General features: G+C 68.7%; 18 protein-coding genes. 17 read left to right on the top strand and 1 reads right to left on the bottom strand.

All coding sequences use genetic code 11. The annotated features are described in order from the left end of the window. Positions 1-243: 243 nt before the first annotated feature. The 6 genes from arc to prcA all read left to right on the top strand — a co-directional run bounded on the left by arc (position 244) and on the right by prcA (position 6,418). Positions 244-2,010, top strand: a complete 1,767-nt coding sequence (gene arc, locus ACWDEN_RS10595; protein ID WP_351603490.1) for a proteasome ATPase — start codon at positions 244-246, stop codon at positions 2,008-2,010. A gap of 236 nt (positions 2,011-2,246) precedes the next feature. Next, a complete protein-coding gene (gene dop, locus ACWDEN_RS10590; RefSeq protein ID WP_351603492.1) occupies positions 2,247-3,758 on the top strand; it encodes a depupylase/deamidase Dop in 1,512 nt (503 codons plus the stop codon). A 173-nt stretch (positions 3,759-3,931) separates the two neighbouring features. Next, complete coding sequence (locus ACWDEN_RS10585) at positions 3,932-4,150, top strand: ubiquitin-like protein Pup (RefSeq protein WP_153544461.1); 219 nt, start codon at positions 3,932-3,934, stop codon at positions 4,148-4,150. Positions 4,151-4,197: 47 nt separating this feature from the next. Then, entirely contained in the window at positions 4,198-4,803 is a 606-nt protein-coding gene (locus ACWDEN_RS10580) for an endonuclease VII domain-containing protein (RefSeq protein WP_351603494.1), read from the top strand. Further along, the gene (gene prcB, locus ACWDEN_RS10575) at positions 4,755-5,600 is read left to right on the top strand and encodes a proteasome subunit beta (RefSeq protein WP_351603496.1); all 846 of its coding nucleotides are present in this window, start codon (positions 4,755-4,757) and stop codon (positions 5,598-5,600) included. Before ACWDEN_RS10580 ends, prcB begins: the two co-directional genes overlap by 49 nt. A 62-nt stretch (positions 5,601-5,662) precedes the next feature. Beyond that, complete coding sequence (gene prcA, locus ACWDEN_RS10570; RefSeq protein ID WP_351603498.1) at positions 5,663-6,418, top strand: proteasome subunit alpha; 756 nt, start codon at positions 5,663-5,665, stop codon at positions 6,416-6,418. Positions 6,419-6,491: 73 nt separating this feature from the next. Here prcA and ACWDEN_RS10565 read toward each other — a convergent pair whose 3' ends face one another. Beyond that, the gene (locus ACWDEN_RS10565) at positions 6,492-7,520 is read right to left on the bottom strand and encodes a LacI family DNA-binding transcriptional regulator (RefSeq protein ID WP_351603500.1); all 1,029 of its coding nucleotides are present in this window, start codon (positions 7,518-7,520) and stop codon (positions 6,492-6,494) included. Positions 7,521-7,614: 94 nt separating this feature from the next. Between ACWDEN_RS10565 and ACWDEN_RS10560 the strand changes: the two genes are divergently transcribed. From ACWDEN_RS10560 to ACWDEN_RS10510, 11 genes are all read left to right on the top strand, one after another. Beyond that, the gene (locus ACWDEN_RS10560; protein WP_351603501.1) at positions 7,615-8,874 is read left to right on the top strand and encodes an MFS transporter; all 1,260 of its coding nucleotides are present in this window, start codon (positions 7,615-7,617) and stop codon (positions 8,872-8,874) included. Between the two features lie 9 nt (positions 8,875-8,883). After that, entirely contained in the window at positions 8,884-10,245 is a 1,362-nt protein-coding gene (pafA, locus tag ACWDEN_RS10555) for a Pup--protein ligase (RefSeq protein WP_351603502.1), read from the top strand. A gap of 143 nt (positions 10,246-10,388) precedes the next feature. Next, entirely contained in the window at positions 10,389-11,390 is a 1,002-nt protein-coding gene (locus tag ACWDEN_RS10550) for an FKBP-type peptidyl-prolyl cis-trans isomerase (protein WP_351603504.1), read from the top strand. A gap of 110 nt (positions 11,391-11,500) precedes the next feature. Further along, positions 11,501-11,872, top strand: a complete 372-nt coding sequence (locus ACWDEN_RS10545) for an FKBP-type peptidyl-prolyl cis-trans isomerase (RefSeq protein WP_351603506.1) — start codon at positions 11,501-11,503, stop codon at positions 11,870-11,872. Between the two features lie 180 nt (positions 11,873-12,052). Beyond that, positions 12,053-13,006 carry a helix-turn-helix transcriptional regulator gene (locus ACWDEN_RS10540; protein WP_351603508.1) on the top strand — a complete coding sequence of 318 codons (954 nt, stop codon included), beginning with the start codon at positions 12,053-12,055 and terminating at the stop codon, positions 13,004-13,006. Positions 13,007-13,020: 14 nt separating this feature from the next. Next, a complete protein-coding gene (locus ACWDEN_RS10535) occupies positions 13,021-14,010 on the top strand; it encodes a helix-turn-helix transcriptional regulator (protein ID WP_351603510.1) in 990 nt (329 codons plus the stop codon). 167 nt (positions 14,011-14,177) lie between these two features. Beyond that, positions 14,178-14,438, top strand: coding sequence for a hypothetical protein (locus tag ACWDEN_RS10530; protein ID WP_351603568.1), 261 nt, complete (start codon positions 14,178-14,180; stop codon positions 14,436-14,438). Between the two features lie 10 nt (positions 14,439-14,448). Continuing rightward, positions 14,449-14,643 (top strand): hypothetical protein, encoded by a 195-nt coding sequence (locus ACWDEN_RS10525; protein ID WP_351603512.1) that lies wholly within the window; start codon positions 14,449-14,451, stop codon positions 14,641-14,643. 241 nt (positions 14,644-14,884) lie between these two features. Next, positions 14,885-15,169 carry a Sec-independent protein translocase subunit TatA gene (tatA, locus tag ACWDEN_RS10520; protein WP_351603514.1) on the top strand — a complete coding sequence of 95 codons (285 nt, stop codon included), beginning with the start codon at positions 14,885-14,887 and terminating at the stop codon, positions 15,167-15,169. A gap of 47 nt (positions 15,170-15,216) precedes the next feature. Further along, on the top strand, positions 15,217-16,164 hold the full coding sequence (gene tatC, locus ACWDEN_RS10515; protein ID WP_351603516.1) for a twin-arginine translocase subunit TatC: 948 nt from the start codon (positions 15,217-15,219) through the stop codon (positions 16,162-16,164). An 86-nt stretch (positions 16,165-16,250) separates the two neighbouring features. Continuing rightward, the gene (locus ACWDEN_RS10510; RefSeq protein WP_351603518.1) at positions 16,251-19,103 is read left to right on the top strand and encodes a DEAD/DEAH box helicase; all 2,853 of its coding nucleotides are present in this window, start codon (positions 16,251-16,253) and stop codon (positions 19,101-19,103) included. Positions 19,104-19,295: the final 192 nt, after the last annotated feature.

Below are 19,295 nucleotides of genomic sequence, written 5' to 3'. Positions count from 1 at the left end.
CCACCTCCGGGCCCATCAGCCCGGACCGGACAACTCCGGCCACTCCCGAAGGGTTTTGACCACCCGATGCCCGGAACAAGCCGCTTCCGCATCACGTTGAGTGGGTATCCCCTCCGTGCGAGGGAGAGCGCAACGGGTGACCGACGACACACCTTGACAGTCTTGGTGATCTAGGGGTTTCAATCGACACCCACCCAGGTAGGGTCTGGAAGCGTCCAGCTCCCCTTGGAGGAGGTGAGGACCGTGGCAGCCCACGACGACGACATGAACCGCGGCATCCGCCCGGGACGAGGGTCCGAAGACCCGGCCGGGCAGATCGCCTACCTTGAGCAGGAGATCGCCGTCCTGCGACGCAAGCTCGCCGACTCTCCGCGACACACGAGGATTCTCGAAGAGCGGATCGTCGAGCTGCAGACGAACCTGGCCGGCGTGTCCGCCCAGAACGAACGGCTGGCCAACACCCTCCGCGAGGCCCGCGACCAGATCGTGGCCCTCAAGGAAGAGGTCGACCGGCTCGCCCAGCCGCCCGCCGGCTTCGGCGTCTTCCTGCAGGCCAACGAGGACGGCACCGCCGACATCTTCACCGGAGGCCGCAAACTCCGCGTGAACGTCAGCCCCAGCGTCGACCTCGACGACCTCAGGCGCGGCCAGGAAGTCATGCTCAACGAAGCGCTCAACGTGGTCGAAGCCATGGAGTACGAGCGCGTCGGTGACATCGTCACCCTCAAGGAAATCCTCGAGGACGGCGAGCGCGCCCTCGTACTGGGCCACACCGACGAGGAACGGGTGGTACGGCTCGCCGAGCCGCTGCTGGACGTCACCATCCGCGCCGGCGACGCCCTCCTGCTCGAACCCCGCTCCGGCTACGTCTACGAGGTCGTGCCCAAGAGCGAGGTCGAGGAACTCGTCCTCGAAGAGGTCCCCGACATCGGCTACGAGCAGATCGGCGGCCTCGGCAACCAGATCGAAGCCATCCGCGACGCGGTCGAGCTGCCCTACCTCTACCCCGACCTGTTCAAGGAGCACGAGCTGCGCCCACCCAAGGGCGTCCTGCTCTACGGCCCCCCCGGCTGCGGCAAGACACTCATCGCCAAGGCCGTGGCCAACTCGCTCGCCAAGAAGGTCGCCGAGGTCACCGGCCAGGCCGCCGGCAAGAGCTTCTTCCTCAACATCAAGGGCCCCGAGCTCCTCAACAAGTACGTCGGCGAGACCGAGCGGCAGATCCGCCTCGTCTTCCAGCGAGCCCGCGAGAAGGCCAGCGAGGGCACCCCCGTCATCGTCTTCTTCGACGAGATGGAATCCCTCTTCCGCACCCGAGGCTCCGGCGTCAGCTCCGACGTGGAAAACACCATCGTCCCCCAGCTGCTCGCCGAGATCGACGGCGTGGAAGGCCTGGAGAACGTGGTCGTCATCGGCGCCTCCAACCGCGAGGACATGATCGACCCCGCCATCCTGCGCCCCGGCCGCCTCGACGTGAAGATCAAGATCGAGCGCCCCGACGCCGAAGCCGCCAAGGACATCTTCGGCAAATACCTCACCGAACGCCTCCCGCTGCACGCCGACGACCTCGGCGAACACGGCGGCGACAAGGCCACCACCGTCCAGAGCATGATCCAGACGGCGGTCGAGCAGATGTACGCCGAATCCGAGGAAAACCGCTTCCTGGAAGTCACCTACGCCAACGGCGACAAGGAAGTCCTCTACTTCAAGGACTTCAACTCCGGCGCCATGATCGAAAACATCGTCGGCCGCGCCAAGAAAATGGCGATCAAGGACTTCCTCGAAAAGAACCAGAAGGGCCTCCGCGTCTCCCACCTCCTCCAGGCCTGCGTGGACGAGTTCAAGGAGAACGAAGACCTCCCCAACACCACCAACCCCGACGACTGGGCCCGCATCTCCGGAAAGAAGGGCGAACGGATCGTCTACATCCGCACCCTCATCACCGGAAAGCAGGGCGCAGACACCGGACGCTCCATCGACACGGTGGCGAACACCGGTCAGTACCTGTAACAGCAGGGCGGCTGCGGGTGCCCTCACCGGGGGGTACCCGCAGCCCTCGCGTTTTTCAGGCCACGACCGGAGCAGCCAATGACGCAAATGATCTCCCCACCAGTGCAAAGGCGTTCTAGGCTCGTTCCTACCGCCGAGTCGCGCAGTGCGGGGACGGGCACCGCACACGCACCGGAGCGCCAGCGGTACGTGAGCGGCGCCCACGACCGAGGGTGCCGCCGGGCAAGGAGGGCCGCATGACCGTACGGCGAGTAATGGGCATCGAGACGGAGTACGGAATCTCCGTCCCCGGCCACCCCAACGCCAATGCCATGCTCACCTCGTCCCAGATCGTCAACGCCTACGCGGCCGCGATGCACCGGGCCCGCCGGGCCCGCTGGGACTTCGAGGAAGAGAACCCGCTACGCGACGCACGAGGCTTCGACCTCGCCCGGGAGGCCGCCGACGCCAGCCAGCTCACCGACGAGGACATCGGCCTCGCCAACGTCATCCTCACCAACGGCGCACGACTCTACGTCGACCACGCCCACCCCGAATACAGTGCCCCCGAGGTCACCAACCCCCGCGACGCCGTCCTCTGGGACAAGGCCGGCGAACGCATCATGGCCGAAGCCGCCGAACGAGCCGCCCAGCTCCCCGGCGCCCAGCCCATCCACCTCTACAAGAACAACACCGACAACAAGGGCGCCAGCTACGGCACGCACGAGAACTACCTGATGAAGCGGGAAACCCCCTTCTCCGACATCGTGCGCCACCTCACCCCCTTCTTCGTCTCCCGCCAGGTCTTCGCCGGCGCCGGCCGCGTCGGCATCGGCCAGGACGGCCACGAACACGGCTTCCAGATCAGCCAGCGCGCCGACTACTTCGAAGTCGAGGTCGGCCTGGAGACGACCCTGAAGCGGCCCATCATCAACACGCGGGACGAGCCGCACGCCGACGCGGAAAAGTACCGCCGCCTCCACGTGATCATCGGCGACGCCAACCTCTCCGAGATCTCCACCTACCTCAAACTGGGCACGACCTCCCTGGTCCTGTCCATGATCGAGGACGCCTTCATCGCGGTGGACCTCGCCGTCGACCAGCCGGTACGGACGTTGCACCAGGTCTCGCACGACCCGTCCCTGAAGCGCCTGATCACGTTGCGTAGCGGTCGGACCCTCACAGCCGTCCAGCTCCAGATGGAGTACTACGAGCTGTCCCGCAAATACGTGGAGGAGCGCTACGGGGCCGACGCCGACGACCAGACCAAAGACATCCTGACCCGCTGGGAAGACACCCTCACCCGGTTGGAGAACGACCCGATGAGCCTGGCGGGCGAGCTGGACTGGGTCGCCAAGCGGGAGCTGATGGAAGGCTACCGCCGCCGCGACAACCTCGACTGGGACGCCGCACGCCTCCACCTCGTCGACCTCCAGTACGCCGACGTACGCGCCGAGAAAGGCCTCTACAACCGGCTCGCGGCCCGTGGCCGCATCAAGCGCCTCCTGGACGAGACGGACGTCGAGCAGGCCATGAGGAAGCCGCCGGAGGACACGCGGGCGTACTTCCGCGGCCGCTGCCTGGAGCAGTACGCCGACGACGTCGCCGCGGCGAGCTGGGACTCGGTCATCTTCGACCTCCCCGGCCGGGACTCCCTCCAGCGCGTTCCAACCCTGGAACCGCTACGCGGAACGCGAAATCACGTCAAGGAACTGCTGGACCGCTGCCGCACCGCAGAAGACCTGGTCAGGGTCCTGTCAGGCGGGTGAGCGGGCCAGGGGGGTACTCGGTGCGGCCCGGGCGGACAGGGTGGAAACCCCTACCGCCCGGGAATCATCGGGGTGGCCCCCGTACGTTGGAGAAACTGCGGGGCCGATGTCGGACCCGGCTTGTAGGGTCTGATCATCACCGATCGGCAGGCGAACTGAGCGGGGTGAGGGTTATGGCAACCAAGGACACCGGCGGCGGTCAGCAGAAGGCCACGCGGGCTACCGAAGAGGTCGAGGAGCAGGCGCAGGACGCGCAGGCTTCGGAGGACCTCAAGGAGCGGCACGAGAAGCTGAGCGACGACGTGGACTCCGTCCTGGACGAAATCGATGACGTACTCGAGGAAAACGCCGAGGATTTCGTGCGCTCCTTCGTGCAAAAAGGTGGAGAGTAAAGGCGAATCGGTCACGATGCCTTCGAAGTAAAGGCGGCGGGGGTCGGGTGGCAGAGGAGCCGGACGCGAAGGAGTGCGGGAAATGCGGGCGGGAGCTGCCTCTTGCCGCCTTCGCGCGCGACAGGAATCGATGCGACGGCCTCCAGGTGTACTGCCGGGAGTGCGTGGCGGAGTACAGCGCCGCGCACTACCGGCATCGCCGGGAGGCCATGGGGAAGCCGGTCCGGGAGAAGGTGGATGTCCCGGTCGGGCACAAGCTCTGTCGGAGCTGTGGCCAGGTGAAGCCGCACAGCGAATGGCATCGCAACGCGACCGCTTCCGATGGTCTGTCGACGCGCTGTAAGGCGTGCCGGGCTGCGCTCGGACGAGAGGACCATCTGAGGCGCGAGTACGGCCTCACCAAAGCCGAACGCGACGAGTTGATCGCCTCCCAAGGCGGCGTCTGCTGCATATGTCTTGCGGCTCCGCCCGCACATGTGGATCACTGCCATGAGACGGGTAGGGTCCGTGGCGTACTGTGCTTCAGCTGCAACGCCGCGCTGGGGCAGTTCAAGGATCAGCCCGAGGCCATAAGGCGGGCTGCTGCATACGTGGAAGGAAACGCGTGGAAGCCAACACTCGTAGCACCGGGCGTCTACCAGCTGCCTTCCTGACGCCAGGGTCCTCCTCCTTCATGGACTTCCTGTCCGAGCACCAGCCCGAGATGCTGCCGGGCAACCGGCAGCTGCCGCCCACGCAGGGCGTGATCGAGGCGCCCCACGGCACCACCATCGTGGCCGTGACCTTCCCGGGGGGCGTGGTGCTGGCCGGTGACCGTCGCGCCACCATGGGCAACATCATCGCTCAGCGGGACATCGAGAAGGTGTTCCCGGCGGACGAGTACTCGGCCGTGGGTATCGCCGGCACCGCCGGTCTTGCCGTGGAGATGGTCAAGCTCTTCCAGCTGGAGCTGGAGCACTTCGAGAAGGTCGAGGGTGCGCAGCTGTCGCTGGAGGGCAAGGCGAACCGGTTGTCGACGATGATCCGGTCGAATCTCGGTATGGCGATGCAGGGTCTGGCGGTCGTGCCGCTGTTCGCGGGGTATGACGTGGACCGGGAGAAGGGGCGGATCTTCTCCTATGACGTCACGGGTGGCCGCAGCGAGGAGCATAATTTCGCAGCCACCGGCTCCGGCTCGATCTTCGCGCGTGGCGCGATGAAGAAGTTGTTCCGTGACGACCTGACCGAGGAGCAGGCGACCACGCTGGTGGTGCAGGCTCTCTACGACGCGGCTGACGACGACTCGGCGACCGGTGGTCCCGATGTCGCCCGCCGGATCTACCCGATCATCACCGTGATCACCGAGGACGGTTTCCGCCGGCTGACGGAGGAGGAGTCCTCCGAGCTCGCTCGTGCGGTGCTGCAGAGGCGCCTGGAGGAGCCGGACGGCCCGAAGGCCGCCCTGCTCTGAGTGCGGGCCCCGGTTCTTATCAAGGTGATCCAGTGACCATGACAGAAAGGGACGGATAACCGGTGTCGACGCCGTTCTATGTCTCACCCCAGCAGGCCATGGCCGATCGGGCGGAGTATGCCCGCAAGGGCATCGCCCGTGGCCGTAGCCTGGTCGTGCTGCAGTATGCCGACGGCATTGTGTTCGTCGGCGAGAACCCGTCCCGTGCGCTGCACAAGTTCAGCGAGATCTATGACCGGATCGGTTTTGCGGCCGCCGGTAAGTACAACGAGTACGAGAACCTGCGCATCGGTGGTGTCCGTTACGCCGACCTGCGGGGTTACACCTATGACCGTGATGATGTGACCGCTCGTGGTCTGGCGAACGTCTATGCCCAGACGCTCGGCACGATCTTCTCGTCGGCTGCCGAGAAGCCGTACGAGGTGGAGCTGGTCGTGGCGGAGGTGGGGGAGACCCCGGAGGGTGATCAGATCTATCGGTTGCCGCATGACGGGTCGATCGTGGACGAGCACGGTTCGGTCGCGGTGGGCGGCAACGCCGAGCAGATCAGCAGTTTCCTGGACCAGCGTCACCGTGACGGCATGTCGCTGGCGGAGGCTCTGAAGCTGGCGGTGCAGGCCTTGTCCCGTGACACCAATGGCAGCGAGCGGGAGATTCCCGCGGAGCGGCTGGAGGTGGCGGTGCTGGATCGTACGCGTCCGCAGAAGCGCAAGTTCAAGCGGATCGTCGGTCGTCAGCTGTCGCGTCTGCTGGCGGCGGACGGTGCGGCCACCGAGGCGGAGAGCTCGGAGGAGGAGGACGGCTCCGAGGAGGAGTGATCCGTCGCCCCGTTTGCCTGTTCCTGTGTGCCCCGGCCGTTGTCCTGGCCGGGGCACACGGCGTTCCGGTGGGTCACCGGGGCGGCTGGGCGGCGCGTGGTGGGGCCGTGGAGCCGCGTACGACAAGGTGGACCGGGATGTCTCCGCTGTCGGGCTTGCGGCCTTCCAGGACGGCGAGGAGGGCGTGCATGCCGCGTTCGCCGAAGAGCTCGGCGTCGAGTCGTACGGTGGTCAGTTCGGGGTCGATGGCGGTGGCGAGGCCGAGGTCGTCGACGCCGGTGACGGAGACGTCGTCGGGGATGCGCAGGCCGAGGCGGCGCAGGGCCTTGTAGGCGCCGGCGGCGAGTTTGTCGTCGTCGCAGACGACGGCGGTGGGCCGGGGGCCGGGGGCGGTGAGTGCGGTCTCGGTTGCGGTCAGGGCGCCTTCGATGGAGATCGGGGCCCGGGTTGTGCGGACTTCCGTCCCCGGTACGGCGGACATGCGTGATGCGAGTTCACGCGCGCGTACCTCGAAGGTCCAGGAGGGTACGTCGGCGGCCAGGTGGAGGATGCGGCGGTGGCCGAGGGTGAGCAGGTGGTCGGTGACCTGACGGAAGCCGTCGGCGATGTCGAGGTTGACGGTGGCGGCGCCGAGGCTGCCTCGGGGGTCGCTGTCGAGCATGACGAGGGGGAGTTGGTCGCCGCGGATGGCGGTGAGGGCGTCGGCGGCCATGGAGGAGGCGATGACGCCGTCGAGGGCGGCTTGGGCGGAGGCGAAGGGGTCGCGGGCGAGGCCGATGCCTTCGGGCGAGGGGTAGAGGACGACGCCGAAGCCGTTTTCGGCGGCGACGCGTGCGGCGCCGGTGTAGACGCCGGCGAAGAACTCGGTGGTGAGGGCCGGGACGACGAGCAGGACGGTGCGGGTGTGGCCGAGGCGGAGGTTGCGGGCGGCGAGGTTGGGTCGGTAGCCGAGTTCGCGGGCCGCTTCGCGGACTCGCTCGGCGACGGGTTCGGAGACGCGTCCGCGCCATTTGTCGCCCAGGACGAGGGAGACGGCTGCCTGGGAGACCCCGGCTGCCTGGGCGACGTCCCGGCTGGTCGGGCGCGTGCTGCTGCGTGCCACCGTGGGCCTGCCTTTTCGTCTGGACGTCCGAACAGCGCACATGGTACGTATGAGGAGGGACGTTATACGTACAACGTGAGGCTGGAGGCGGCGGATGGCCGCGGGTTATCTGGAGATACTCCGGGCGCGGCATGCGCTGCGGCTGCTCACCGGCACGCTGGTGGGGCGGCTGCCGAACGCGACGGCGGCGATCGCCCTGGTGCTGTTCGTGCGTGCCGAGGGCGGTACGTACAGCCTCGCGGGTGCCCTCGCCGCCGTCTACGGCGTCGCCAATGCCGTGGGCCAGCCGGTCCTGGGCCGGCTGGTTGATCTGCACGGCCAGCCGCGCGTGCAGCTGCCGGCGGCGGTGCTGGCGGCCCTGTCCATGGCGGTCTTCGCGTTCTCCGGCACCGATCCGCTGCCGCTGGCGTATGCGGCCGTGGCGGCGGCCGGTCTGTTCACGCCGCCGCTGGAGGGGGGCCTGCGCGCGCTGTGGCCGTCGGTGCTGGGGCGCGAGGAGCAGGTGCACACGGCGTACGCGATGGACGCGATCGCGCAGGAGATCATGTTCACGGTGGGGCCGCTGCTGGTGACGTTGTGCGTGGCGCTGTGGGACGAGCGTGCCGCTCTGCTGGTGCTGAACCTGCTGGGTGTGCTGGGTGCGCTCTGGGTGGTCGTGTCGCCGCCCTCGCGGGCGTGGCGGTCGGCGCCGCGTGAGGCGCACTGGCTCGGTGCGCTGCGTTCGCCGGGTCTGCTGGTGCTGCTCGGTGCTTTCCTGTTCGTGGGGATCGCGCTGGGTTCGATCACGGTCGCGTCGGTGTCGTACGCCGATGGTCATGGCGGTGACGCGGTGTACGGCTGGATGATGGCGGGGCTGGGTCTGGGTGCGCTGGTGGGGGGCTCGGTGTACGGGGCCCGTCGGTGGAGCGGTTCGCCCGAGCGGCGACTGAGTGTGCTCGTGGCCCTTCTGGCGGTGTGTTACCTGCCTTTGATGCTGACGCCGGGTGCGCCGGCCATGGTGCTGCTCTCGGTGCTGTCCGGGGTGTTCCTCGCGCCGTGTATCGCCTGTGCGTTCATCATCGTGGACCGGCATGCGCCGAGCGGGACGGTCACCGAGGCGTTCTCCTGGCTTGTGACGACGTTCACCGTGGGTGCCTCGGTGGGGACGGGCGTGGCGGGGCCGGTGGTCCAGGCCGGTGGCACGGTGTGGGGGTTCGCCGTTCCGGGGGCGGCGGGGGCGGTGTCGTTGCTGGTGCTGCTCGCCATGGGACGGGTCCTCGCAGCTCCCGCGCGGGGCGGGGTCGTTGCGTCTTCACCGGAAAATGATCCAAATCGTGCCGTCGAACCCCGTTTCAGCTCGGGGGATCGGGCGTAATGTTCAGTCATGGACCGCCGCATTTTCGGGCTGGAGAACGAGTACGGCGTCACGTGCACGTTCAGGGGACAGCGGCGCCTGTCTCCTGACGAGGTGGCGCGGTACCTCTTCCGCCGTGTCGTGTCATGGGGCCGCAGCAGCAATGTCTTTCTGCGAAACGGCGCCCGGCTCTATCTCGACGTGGGCTCACATCCGGAATACGCGACCCCCGAATGTGACAACGTGATCGAACTGGTCACCCACGACAAGGCCGGCGAGCGCATTCTCGAGGGACTCCTGGTGGACGCGGAGCGACGCCTGCACGAGGAGGGAATCGCGGGCGACGTCTACCTGTTCAAGAACAACACGGACTCGGCGGGCAACTCGTACGGCTGCCATGAGAACTATCTGGTGGCACGGCACGGGGAGTTCTCGCGGCTCGCGGACATCCTCATCCCGTTCCTGGTGACGCGGCAGCTGCTGTGCGGCGCGGGGAAGGTGCTGCAGACGCCGCGTGGTGCCGTGTACTGCGTGAGTCAGCGGGCGGAGCACATCTGGGAGGGTGTGTCGTCGGCGACGACGCGTTCGAGGCCCATCATCAACACGCGTGACGAGCCGCACGCGGATGCCGAGCGTTACCGACGGCTGCATGTCATCGTCGGCGACTCGAACATGTCCGAGACGACGATGCTGCTGAAGGTCGGCGCGACGGACCTGGTGCTGCGCATGATCGAGGCGGGCACGGTGATGCGTGACCTGACGCTGGAGAACCCGATCCGGGCGATCCGCGAGGTCAGTCATGACATCACGGGCCGGCGCAAGGTGCGGCTGGCCAGCGGCCGGGAGGCGTCGGCGCTGGAGGTGCAGCGGGAGTACTTCGACAAGGCCGTGGACTTCTGTGACCGCCGGGGGATCCGTACCGGCACGGTCGCGCAGGTCCTGGAGCTGTGGGGCCGCACCCTGGACGCGATCGAGACCGAGGAACTGGACCGGATCGCCACCGAGATCGACTGGGTGATGAAGTACAAGCTCATCGAGCGGTACCGGGCCAAGAACAACATGACGATGTCGCATCCGCGGGTCGCTCAGATAGACCTCGCCTACCACGACATTCATCGTCGTCGTGGTCTGTACTACCTGCTGGAGAAGAAGGGCCAGGCGACCCGGGTCTGCAACGACCTGAAGATCTTCGAGGGCAAGTCGGTTCCGCCGCAGACCACTCGGGCGCGGCTGCGCGGTGACTTCATCCGGCGGGCACAGGAACAGCGCAGGGACTTCACGGTCGACTGGGTGCATCTGAAGCTCAACGACCAGGCGCAGCGCACCGTGTTGTGCAAGGACCCGTTCCGTTCGGTGGACGACCGGGTGGAGAAGCTGATCGCCGGAATGTAGTCGAAAGCGGGTGAGTCAAGCGTTTCGGGTGTGAAATGCCGGAGCGCCACACGGGCGTCGTACGTTTCCCGTACGGCGCCCTTCTCGCGTCGTAGAGTTGCGCGCACGCCATCCGCAAGATCGATCGATTACGAGGCTCTTCCGTGCGTCGACGTTCACTTCTTCTCGCCGCCGTTCCCGCAGGGCTGGTCACACTGGCCGCGTGCGGTAACGGCAAGTCCGGCTCCAGCAAGTCCAGTGTGTCGCCGTCCCCGTCGGTGTCCACGGTGCCTCCGCCGAAGATCGTGGAGGGGCCGTTGCCGGCGATCACGGCGGGCACGAAGTTCGGTGAGAAGCCGACCGTGGCGAAGGGGCCGGGCGAGCCGTCGAAGAACCTGGCGGTGAAGACGGTGATCGCGGGCGGTGGTCGCACGGTCGCGGAGAACGACTTCGTCCAGGCGAACTACCTGGGTCAGATCTGGGACACGGGCAAGGTCTTCGACAACTCCTACGACCGCAAGACCTCGCTGGTCATTCAACTCGCCCAGGGAAGCAGCATCGACGGCTGGCGGTATGGGCTGACGGGCCGGAAGACCGGCAGCCGGGTCCTGATGGCGGTGCCGCCCACCTGGGGTTACGGCAAGGAGGGCCAACCGCAGGCGGGTATCAAGGGCACCGACACGATGGTGTTCGTCGTCGATCTGATCGATGTGTTCAACTCCAAGAGCTCCTCCCACGGCAAGCCGGTCCCGCAGAGCGACGCGTCGCTGCCGGAGGTCGCCACGAACACCGACGGCAAGGTTCCCAAGGTCACCATCCGGCAGCCGCACCCGCCGAAGAAGCTCGTGTCCACTTACGTCCTGGAGGGCGACGGCCCCGAGCTCAAGGCGGACCAGACGGTCCTGTGCCAGTTCCAGGGGCTGGTCTGGGAGGGCGGCAAGACCTTCGAGCGGACGTACGGCTCGGGGCGGCTGAGCCAGTTCTCGCTGGCGCAGATCCAGCAGGTGGTCCCGGGGCTGGCGCAGGGTCTGACCGGCAAGAAGGTGGGCAGCCGCGTGCTGGTCGTCGTGCCGCCGGAGCTGGGCTACACCACCGTCCCGCCCGGCGGGGTCATCAAGAAGGACTCCACGCTCGTCTACACGGTGGACATCCTCGCCGCGATGTAGCCGGTGGCGTCCGTGGCGGGCGGGGGAGCCGGTGTCCGTGGCGGGCGGCGGGGGTGCGGAGATGAAAGACTGTCCGCGTTTCGTGTCGTACACAAGCAGGAGCTTTTGACGTGAGCATCGAGAAGCCCGAGATCGACTTCCCGGGCGGCGAGCCCCCGGCGGACCTCGAGATCAAGGACATCTGGGAGGGCGACGGGCCGGTGGCGCAGGCGGGTCAGACCGTCACCGTCCACTACGTGGGTGTCGCCTTCAGCACCGGCGAGGAGTTCGACGCCAGCTGGAACCGTGGCACTCCGTTCCGCTTCCCGCTGGGTGCGGGCCGTGTCATCGCGGGCTGGGACCGGGGTGTGCAGGGCATGAAGGTCGGTGGCCGTCGTCAGCTGACCATCCCCGCCCACCTCGCCTACGGCGACCAGAGCCCGACCCCGGCGATCAAGCCGGGCGAGACGCTGATCTTCGTGGTCGACCTGCTGGGCGTCTGATCGCGCCCGGTCCCCTTGTGATCCACACGTGATCCACACCTGATCGACCGGTCGTGTGCGACCGGTTCCGATCACCTGGGGCCCATGCCTGCTCGGGCATGGGCCCTCGGCTTTTGTGACCGCCCTGAGGAGCGGTACGGTCATCGGTCGGAAGCACCATAGGAAAGGCGAAGGGCGTCGATGGCCATTGCCAAGGCCGAGCGGCTGATGAACCTGGCGCTGTGTCTGCTCGGCACACGGCGGCCGCTCAGCAAGCGCGAGCTGCGGGAGAGCATCGAGGCCTACCTGGAGGCGGGCTCCGACGACTCCTTCAACCGGATGTTCGAGCGGGACAAGGACGACCTGCGCGAGCTGGGCCTGGTCATCGAGACGGTGGAGAACCTGGACGGCGAGGTCGGCTATCTCGCGCGCCGTGACAGCAACCGGCTGCCGCCCATCACCCTGGACGCCGAGGAGGCCGCGGCGCTCGGTCTGGCCGCGAAGGTGTGGCAGCAGGCGCGTCTCGCCGGCGCGGCCAGCGGTGCCCTGCAGAAGCTGCGGGCCGCGGGGCTCCCGGAGGACGTCGACCCGTACGAGGCGCACGGCGCCCTGGAGCCCCGTATCCCGGTGCACGAGACCGCGTTCGAGCCGCTGATGCTGGCCTGCCGGGACCGCCGCCCGGTCGTCTTCGACTACCGCAAGGCCTCCGCCGCCCGCCCCGAGCCCCGGAATGTGGAGCCGTGGGCGCTGGAGTGCTGGCGCGGGCACTGGTATCTGGCCGGTTTCGACCGGGACCGGGGCGCCGAGCGGGTCTTCCGGCTCTCGCGGATCACCGGCCGGGTCCGCTCGCGCGGCACGGGCTTCACCGCTCCCGTGCCCGACGTCGTCACCGTGCGCGAGACCGTGGCGAGCTGGGCGGGTGAGATCGCCGACGGTACGGCGCTGATCCGGCTGCGTTCCGGTGCCGGTTACCCCCTTCGGGCGAAGGCCGCCAGGGTGCGGGAACTCGGCGACGGCTGGGACGAGTTGGAGATTCCGTACGGGCACGGCCTGGACGCCTGGCTGGTGGAGTTCGGGCCGGACGTGGTGGTCCTGGAGCCGGCCGAGCTGCGCGCGGACGTGGTGGACCGGCTACGTGCCGTGGCCAAGGGCTGAGGGGGAGCAGGACTGTGGCAGGCAAACCGGTCAGGCCCGTGAACGCCATCGACCAGACCCGGCGGATGCTCTCCCTGGTGACGTACCTCAGGGAGCGCCCGGGCGCCCGGATCGCGGACGTCGCGCGTGCCTTCGGCATCACCGAGGACGAGCTGGTCGCCGACCTCGATCTGCTGCCGATGTGCGGCACGAGCTTCCGCGGCGGCGATCTGCTGGACATCGACACCGACGGTGAGCGGATCTGGTGGCACAACCCGGCCGCACTGGGCGAGGAGGCGGCGGAGCCGCTCAGGCTGGCCGCCGACGAGGCCACCGCGCTGCTGGTGGCCGCCCGGGCCGTCTCGACCCTGCCGGGCCTGCGCGAGGGCGACCGTCAGGCCCTGCTGCGGGCCACCGCGAAGGTGGAGGCCGCCGCCGGTGAGGCCGCCGGGGCCAGCGCGCGGCTGTCGGTGACCTTCGAGTCCGAGGGCGGGGTCTTCGCCGACGTCGACCGGGCGATCTCCGAGCGCCGCCGGCTGTGGATCCGCTACTACTCCCCGGCCCGCGACGAGGTCACCGAGCGCGAGATCGACCCGATCCGCCTGGTCAGCGTCGGTCACACCTATGTCGAGGCCTGGTGCCGCCGTTCCGAGGCCCGGCGTACCTTCCGGCTCGACCGGGTCGCGGAGATCAGAATCCTGGACGAGCCGTCCGCGCCGCCCGAGATAGAGCTGCGCGACCTCTCCGAAGCCCTGGTGCAGCCCGCGGCCGAGGACCCGGAGGTGGTGGTCGAGGTCGGCCCCGGCGGCCGCTGGGTGGCCGAGTACTACCCGCACGACAGCGCCGATGAGCTTCCCGACGGCGGGCTGCGTATCACTCTGCGCACCCCCGATCCGGCCTCCCTGCGCCGGCTGGCACTGCGACTCGGCCGCGACGGCCGGATCGTCTCCCCGCCGGAGCTGGCCGACAGCGCCCGCAGGGCGGCGGCGCAGGCGCTGACGGCGTACGACACGCCGCCGGAGTGAGCTGCCGGCGCGCTGTGCAGAGCCGGCGAGGGGCCGCGCGACCAGCCACGACGGCGCCGGAGACGAAGGGCGGCGCGTCGCGGCCCGCCCGGCGGGGCTCCGGCGCACCGCCGGCCGGCGAACGACCAGGAGAAGGAGCGAGGGCTGTGAGCGAGCGTGCGGGTGAGATGACGGTGGCGGCCGCCTTCGCCGGGATGAGGAGAGCGGTCCCCGTGGTGTTCAAGGCGGGCTGCCCGGACTGCCGGGGCCGCTTCGAGCTCGCCGCGAGCGCGCTGCGCCTCGCCATCGGTGCCAGCAGCCGTACGACGTTCTACTCCTTCACCTGCCCCGAGTGCGGGGCCGCCGTCCGCAAGCCCGCCGGGGAGCGCATCGTCGAGCTGCTCACCGGTGGCGGGGTCCGCACGCTGCGGCTGCACAGCACCGTCTAGTCTCGACGTCATGTTCTGGCCGATGTGCGCGGTAGCGTTGGGTTTCCTGGGTCTCGCGGTGCTGGGGGTGCTCGCTGTCCGGGTCTTCCTGGAGGCGCGGCGTCTCGGGCAGCAGGTCGCGGATTCGGCGCGCCGTATCAACAGGGCGGCCGAGGATCTGGAGCGGGCGGCGGTCAGCGCGGGCCGTGCCGTGGATGCGCTGTGATACCCGCAAGGCTGTGCGCTTTGGGTTACTTCGCGCTGTCACCCGACGGGCCCGTCCAGGTACGCTGACGATCGCGGCCCGGAGAACGAGGCGCGGTCCGCAGAGGGAGTGGGAGTACGCATGGGGATTGTCCTACGTTCACCCCCGGGCGTTACGATCGCTGCCAGCACGATGCTCGGACGCATGTCCGACCGGTCGGACACAGCCCCGCCGCCCCGCCTCAGTGAGAAGGTGAAGACTTATGTTCCGCAACGCACTTGAGCCGTGGCACCTGGTGCTCCTGGTTCTGGTGATCGTCCTCGTGTTCGGCTCCAAGAAGCTTCCGGACATGGCGCGCTCGCTCGGCAAGTCCGCCCGCATCCTGAAGAGCGAGGCGAAGGCGATGAAGGACGAGGGCAAGCAGTCTTCCACCCCCGCCCAGCCCGCCGAGGAGCAGACCCCGGCTCAGCGCACGATCCAGGCGGCGCCCGGCGACGTGACCAGCGCCCGGCCGGTCAACGAGCAGACGGACACGACCCAGCGCTGACGCGAGGACCGGGGCATCCGGTCCGCTGCACGAGATGAGGATGTGGGTTGCTCAAGTCTGCCCGCAACAACGAGAGGGATCCCGAGGGGCGGATGCCGCTCGCGGATCACTTGCGTGAGCTGCGCAACCGGCTTGCGAAGGGTGTGCTGGCGATCATCGTCGTCACCATCGTGGCCGCCTTCTTCTACAAGGACATCGTCAACGTCATCACCAAGCCGGTGCTGGACTCGGTGGGGTGCACGCAGTCCTTCGAGGAACTGGCGAAGTCGTCGAAGGACGTCTCCTGTGCGCGGATCACGATCAACGGTCTGCTGACGCCCTTCACGCTGGCGCTGCAGGTCTCGCTGATGGCCGGCGTGGTGCTGGCGTCGCCGGTGTGGCTCTACCAGCTGTGGGCGTTCGTCGCGCCGGGCCTGCACCGGCACGAGAAGAAGTACGCCTACGCGTTCGTGGGATTCGGCTTCCCGCTCTTCCTCGGCGGCGGCTACCTCGCCTACAACGTGCTGCCCACCACGGCGAGGGTGATGAAGGACTTCCTGCCCTCCGGGGTGGAGAACCTGCTGCCGCTGGACGGCCTGATCAACCTGGTCACGCGCATGGTGGTGGTCTTCGGTCTCTCCTTCGAGATGCCGTTGCTGCTCGTCATGCTCAACCTCACCGGCATCCTCACCGGCCGCCGCATGCTCGGCTGGTGGCGCGGCATGATCATCGGCATCACGGCTTTCGCGGCCGTGGCGACCCCCAGTACCGATGCGCTGACGATGCTGGCCCTGGCCGCGCCGATCTGGGCCCTGTACTTCGTCGCGGTGGGTATCTCGCTGTTCAACGACCGGCGCAGGGCCCGCCGCGAGGCGGCGGGGCCCGCCGACGACGAGGCCTCCGAGCTGGACCTCACCCCCGAGGACATCGGCGAGATCGAGCCCGTCGCGGCCAGCCGGGCCCTGCCCGAGCAGTCGGGCACCGACCGGGTCAACGGCTTCGACGACGTGACCTGAGCCTCGCGCCGCACCGCACCGCGCCGGATGCCCCCGCCCTCAGGGACGGGGGCATCCGCCTTTGTCGATCAGCCCACTTCCGGATAATGATCGTCCTGTTGTCAGTGGGGCCCGGTACGCTCGAAAGCACGATGACAGAGGACCTCTCTCCGGCCGAGCGGTACGCGGCAGCCCGCAGGCGGGCAGCCGAGCAGGCCACCGCGCTCGCGTCCTTCCGCGAGATGTACGACTTCGGCCTCGACCCCTTCCAGATCGAGGCCTGCCAGGCACTCGAGGCGGGGAAGGGCGTACTGGTGGCCGCCCCCACCGGCTCGGGCAAGACGATCGTGGGCGAGTTCGCCGTCCACCTCGCCCTCAAGCAGGGCAAGAAGTGCTTCTACACGACACCCATCAAGGCGCTGTCGAACCAGAAGTACGCCGACCTGTGCCGGCGCTACGGCACCGGCAAGGTCGGCCTGCTCACCGGCGACAACAGCGTGAACTCCGACGCCCCGGTGGTCGTGATGACCACCGAGGTCCTGCGGAACATGCTCTACGCCGGCTCCCAGACCCTCCTGGGCCTCGGCTATGTGGTCATGGACGAGGTGCACTACCTCTCCGACCGCTTCCGCGGTGCCGTCTGGGAGGAAGTGATCATCCATCTCCCCGAGTCGGTGACCCTGGTGTCACTGTCCGCGACCGTGTCCAACGCCGAGGAGTTCGGTGACTGGCTGGACACCGTCCGTGGCGACACCGAGGTGATCGTCTCCGAGCACCGCCCCGTGCCGCTGTTCCAGCACGTCCTCGCCGGGCGGAGGATGTACGACCTGTTCGAGGAGGGCGAGGGCCACAAGAAGGCCGTCAACCCCGACCTGGCCCGCCTCGCCCGCATGGAGGCGACCCGGCCGTCGTACCAGGACCGCAGACGCGGCCGCGCGATGCGCGAGGCCGACCGGGAGCGGGAGCGCAGACAGCGCTCGCGCGTGTGGACACCGGGCCGGCCCGAGGTCATCGAGCGCCTGGACTCCGAGGGCCTCCTGCCGGCCATCACGTTCATCTTCAGCCGCGCCGCCTGCGAGGCCGCCGTCCAGCAGTGCCTGTACGCGGGCCTGAGGCTGAACGACGAGGAGGCGCGGGAACAGGTCCGCGCCCTGGTCGAGGAGCGCACCGCCCACATCGCGCCGGAGGATCTGCACGTCCTCGGGTACTACGAGTGGCTGGAGGGCCTGGAGCGCGGGATCGCCGCCCACCACGCGGGCATGCTGCCGACCTTCAAGGAGGTCGTGGAGGAGCTGTTCGTACGCGGCCTGGTCAAGGCGGTGTTCGCCACCGAGACCCTCGCGCTCGGCATCAACATGCCCGCCCGCTCGGTGGTGCTGGAGAAGCTCGTCAAGTGGAACGGCGAGCAGCACGCCGACATCACGCCGGGCGAGTACACCCAGCTCACCGGCCGCGCCGGCCGCCGGGGCATCGACGTCGAGGGCCACGCGGTCGTGCTGTGGCAGCGCGGCATGAGCCCCGAGCACCTCGCCGGCCTCGCGGGCACCCGCACCTACCCGCTGCGCTCCAGCTTCAAGCCGTCGTACAACATGGCGGTCAACCTGGTCGAGCAGTTCGGCCGGCACCGCAGCCGCGAGCTGCTGGAGACCTCCTTCGCGCAGTTCCAGGCCGACAAGTCGGTCGTCGGGATCTCCCGCCAGGTGCAGCGCAACGAGGAGGGCCTGGCCGGCTACAAGGCCTCCATGACCTGCCACCTCGGCGACTTCGACGAGTACGCGCGCCTGCGCCGCGAGCTGAAGGACCGGGAGACCGAACTGGCCCGGCAGGGGGCGAACCAGCGCCGCGCCGAGGCGGCCGTGGCGCTGGAGAAGCTCAAGCCGGGCGACGTCATCCACGTCCCGACGGGCAAGTACGCGGGGCTGGCGCTCGTGCTGGACCCGGGCCTGCCCGCCGGCCGCTCCAACGGCCACCGCGGCTTGGACCACCTCGACGGTCCGCGCCCGCTGGTGCTGACCGCCGAACGGCAGGTCAAGCGGCTGGCGTCGATGGACTTCCCGGTGCCGGTCGAGCCGCTGGACCGGATGCGGATCCCGAAGTCCTTCAACCCGCGCTCGCCGCAGTCCCGCAGGGACCTCGCCTCCGCGCTGCGCACCAAGGCCGGGCACATCCCGCCGGAGCGGGCCCGCAAGAAGCGCTCGCAGGCCGCCGACGACCGCGAGATCGCCCGCCTGCGCACCGCGATCCGCGCGCATCCCTGCCACGGCTGCAACGACCGCGAGGACCACGCCCGTTGGGCCGAGCGCTACCACCGGCTGCTGCGCGACACCTCACAGCTGGAGCGCCGCATCGAGGGCCGTACGAACACCATCGCGCGGACCTTCGACCGGATCGTGGCCCTGCTGACCGAGCTCGACTACCTGCGCGGCGACGAGGTCACCGAGCACGGCAAGCGCCTGGCCCGGCTGTACGGCGAACTGGACCTGCTGGCCAGCGAATGCCTGCGCGAGCGGGTCTGGGAGGGGCTCAGCCCCGCCGAACTCGCCGCCTGCGCCTCGGCGTTGGTGTACGAGGCACGGGTCGGCGACGACGCGATGGCACCCAAGCTGCCCTCGGGCAAGGGGAAGGCCGCGCTCGGCGAGATGGTCCGGATCTGGGGCCGGCTGGACGGTCTGGAGGAGGAGTTCCGGATCAACCAGACCGAGGGCGTCGGGCAGCGCGAGCCGGATCTCGGCTTCGCCTGGGCCGTGTACATGTGGGCCTCGGGCAAGGGGCTCGACGAGGTGCTGCGTGAGGCGGAGATGCCCGCGGGGGACTTCGTGCGCTGGTGCAAGCAGGTCATCGACGTGCTGGGCCAGATCTCCGCGGCGGCGCCCTCCGAGGGCTCGACCGTGGCCAAGGCCGCGCGCAAGGCTGTGGAGCAGGTGCTGCGGGGGGTCGTCGCCTACTCGTCGGTGGGGTGATCTCCGGTTCGCCGGAGTGGGTGACTATGTCGGGGGTCCTTTCGGGGCCCCCATTCGCCTATCACGGTGAGTCGCTTTCGCATGCCCGTACACCGTGACCGAACGTGTTCGAATAGGCGCTGAGCGTGTAAATGGAGTCGAGCGTACTCCTGGTGCATGGGGCATTTCAGGTGCTTGCCGAATATGACACGG

It is taken from the genome of Streptomyces sp. NPDC001153, assembly GCF_053598315.1.
Note: the sequence above shows the minus strand (reverse complement) of the source record. Positions and strands in the feature narration are given on the sequence as shown.

Coding starts and splice junctions, on each gene's coding strand:
- ACWDEN_RS10530 (WP_351603568.1), top strand. CDS start 14,178: ATGACGGTGGCGGCCGCCTTCGCCGGGATGAGGAGAGCGGTCCCCGTG.
- ACWDEN_RS10560 (WP_351603501.1), top strand. CDS start 7,615: ATGGCCGCGGGTTATCTGGAGATACTCCGGGCGCGGCATGCGCTGCGG.
- ACWDEN_RS10525 (WP_351603512.1), top strand. CDS start 14,449: ATGTTCTGGCCGATGTGCGCGGTAGCGTTGGGTTTCCTGGGTCTCGCG.
- ACWDEN_RS10585 (WP_153544461.1), top strand. CDS start 3,932: ATGGCAACCAAGGACACCGGCGGCGGTCAGCAGAAGGCCACGCGGGCT.
- dop (WP_351603492.1), top strand. CDS start 2,247: ATGACCGTACGGCGAGTAATGGGCATCGAGACGGAGTACGGAATCTCC.
- pafA (WP_351603502.1), top strand. CDS start 8,884: ATGGACCGCCGCATTTTCGGGCTGGAGAACGAGTACGGCGTCACGTGC.
- ACWDEN_RS10540 (WP_351603508.1), top strand. CDS start 12,053: ATGGCCATTGCCAAGGCCGAGCGGCTGATGAACCTGGCGCTGTGTCTG.
- tatA (WP_351603514.1), top strand. CDS start 14,885: ATGTTCCGCAACGCACTTGAGCCGTGGCACCTGGTGCTCCTGGTTCTG.
- ACWDEN_RS10510 (WP_351603518.1), top strand. CDS start 16,251: ATGATCGTCCTGTTGTCAGTGGGGCCCGGTACGCTCGAAAGCACGATG.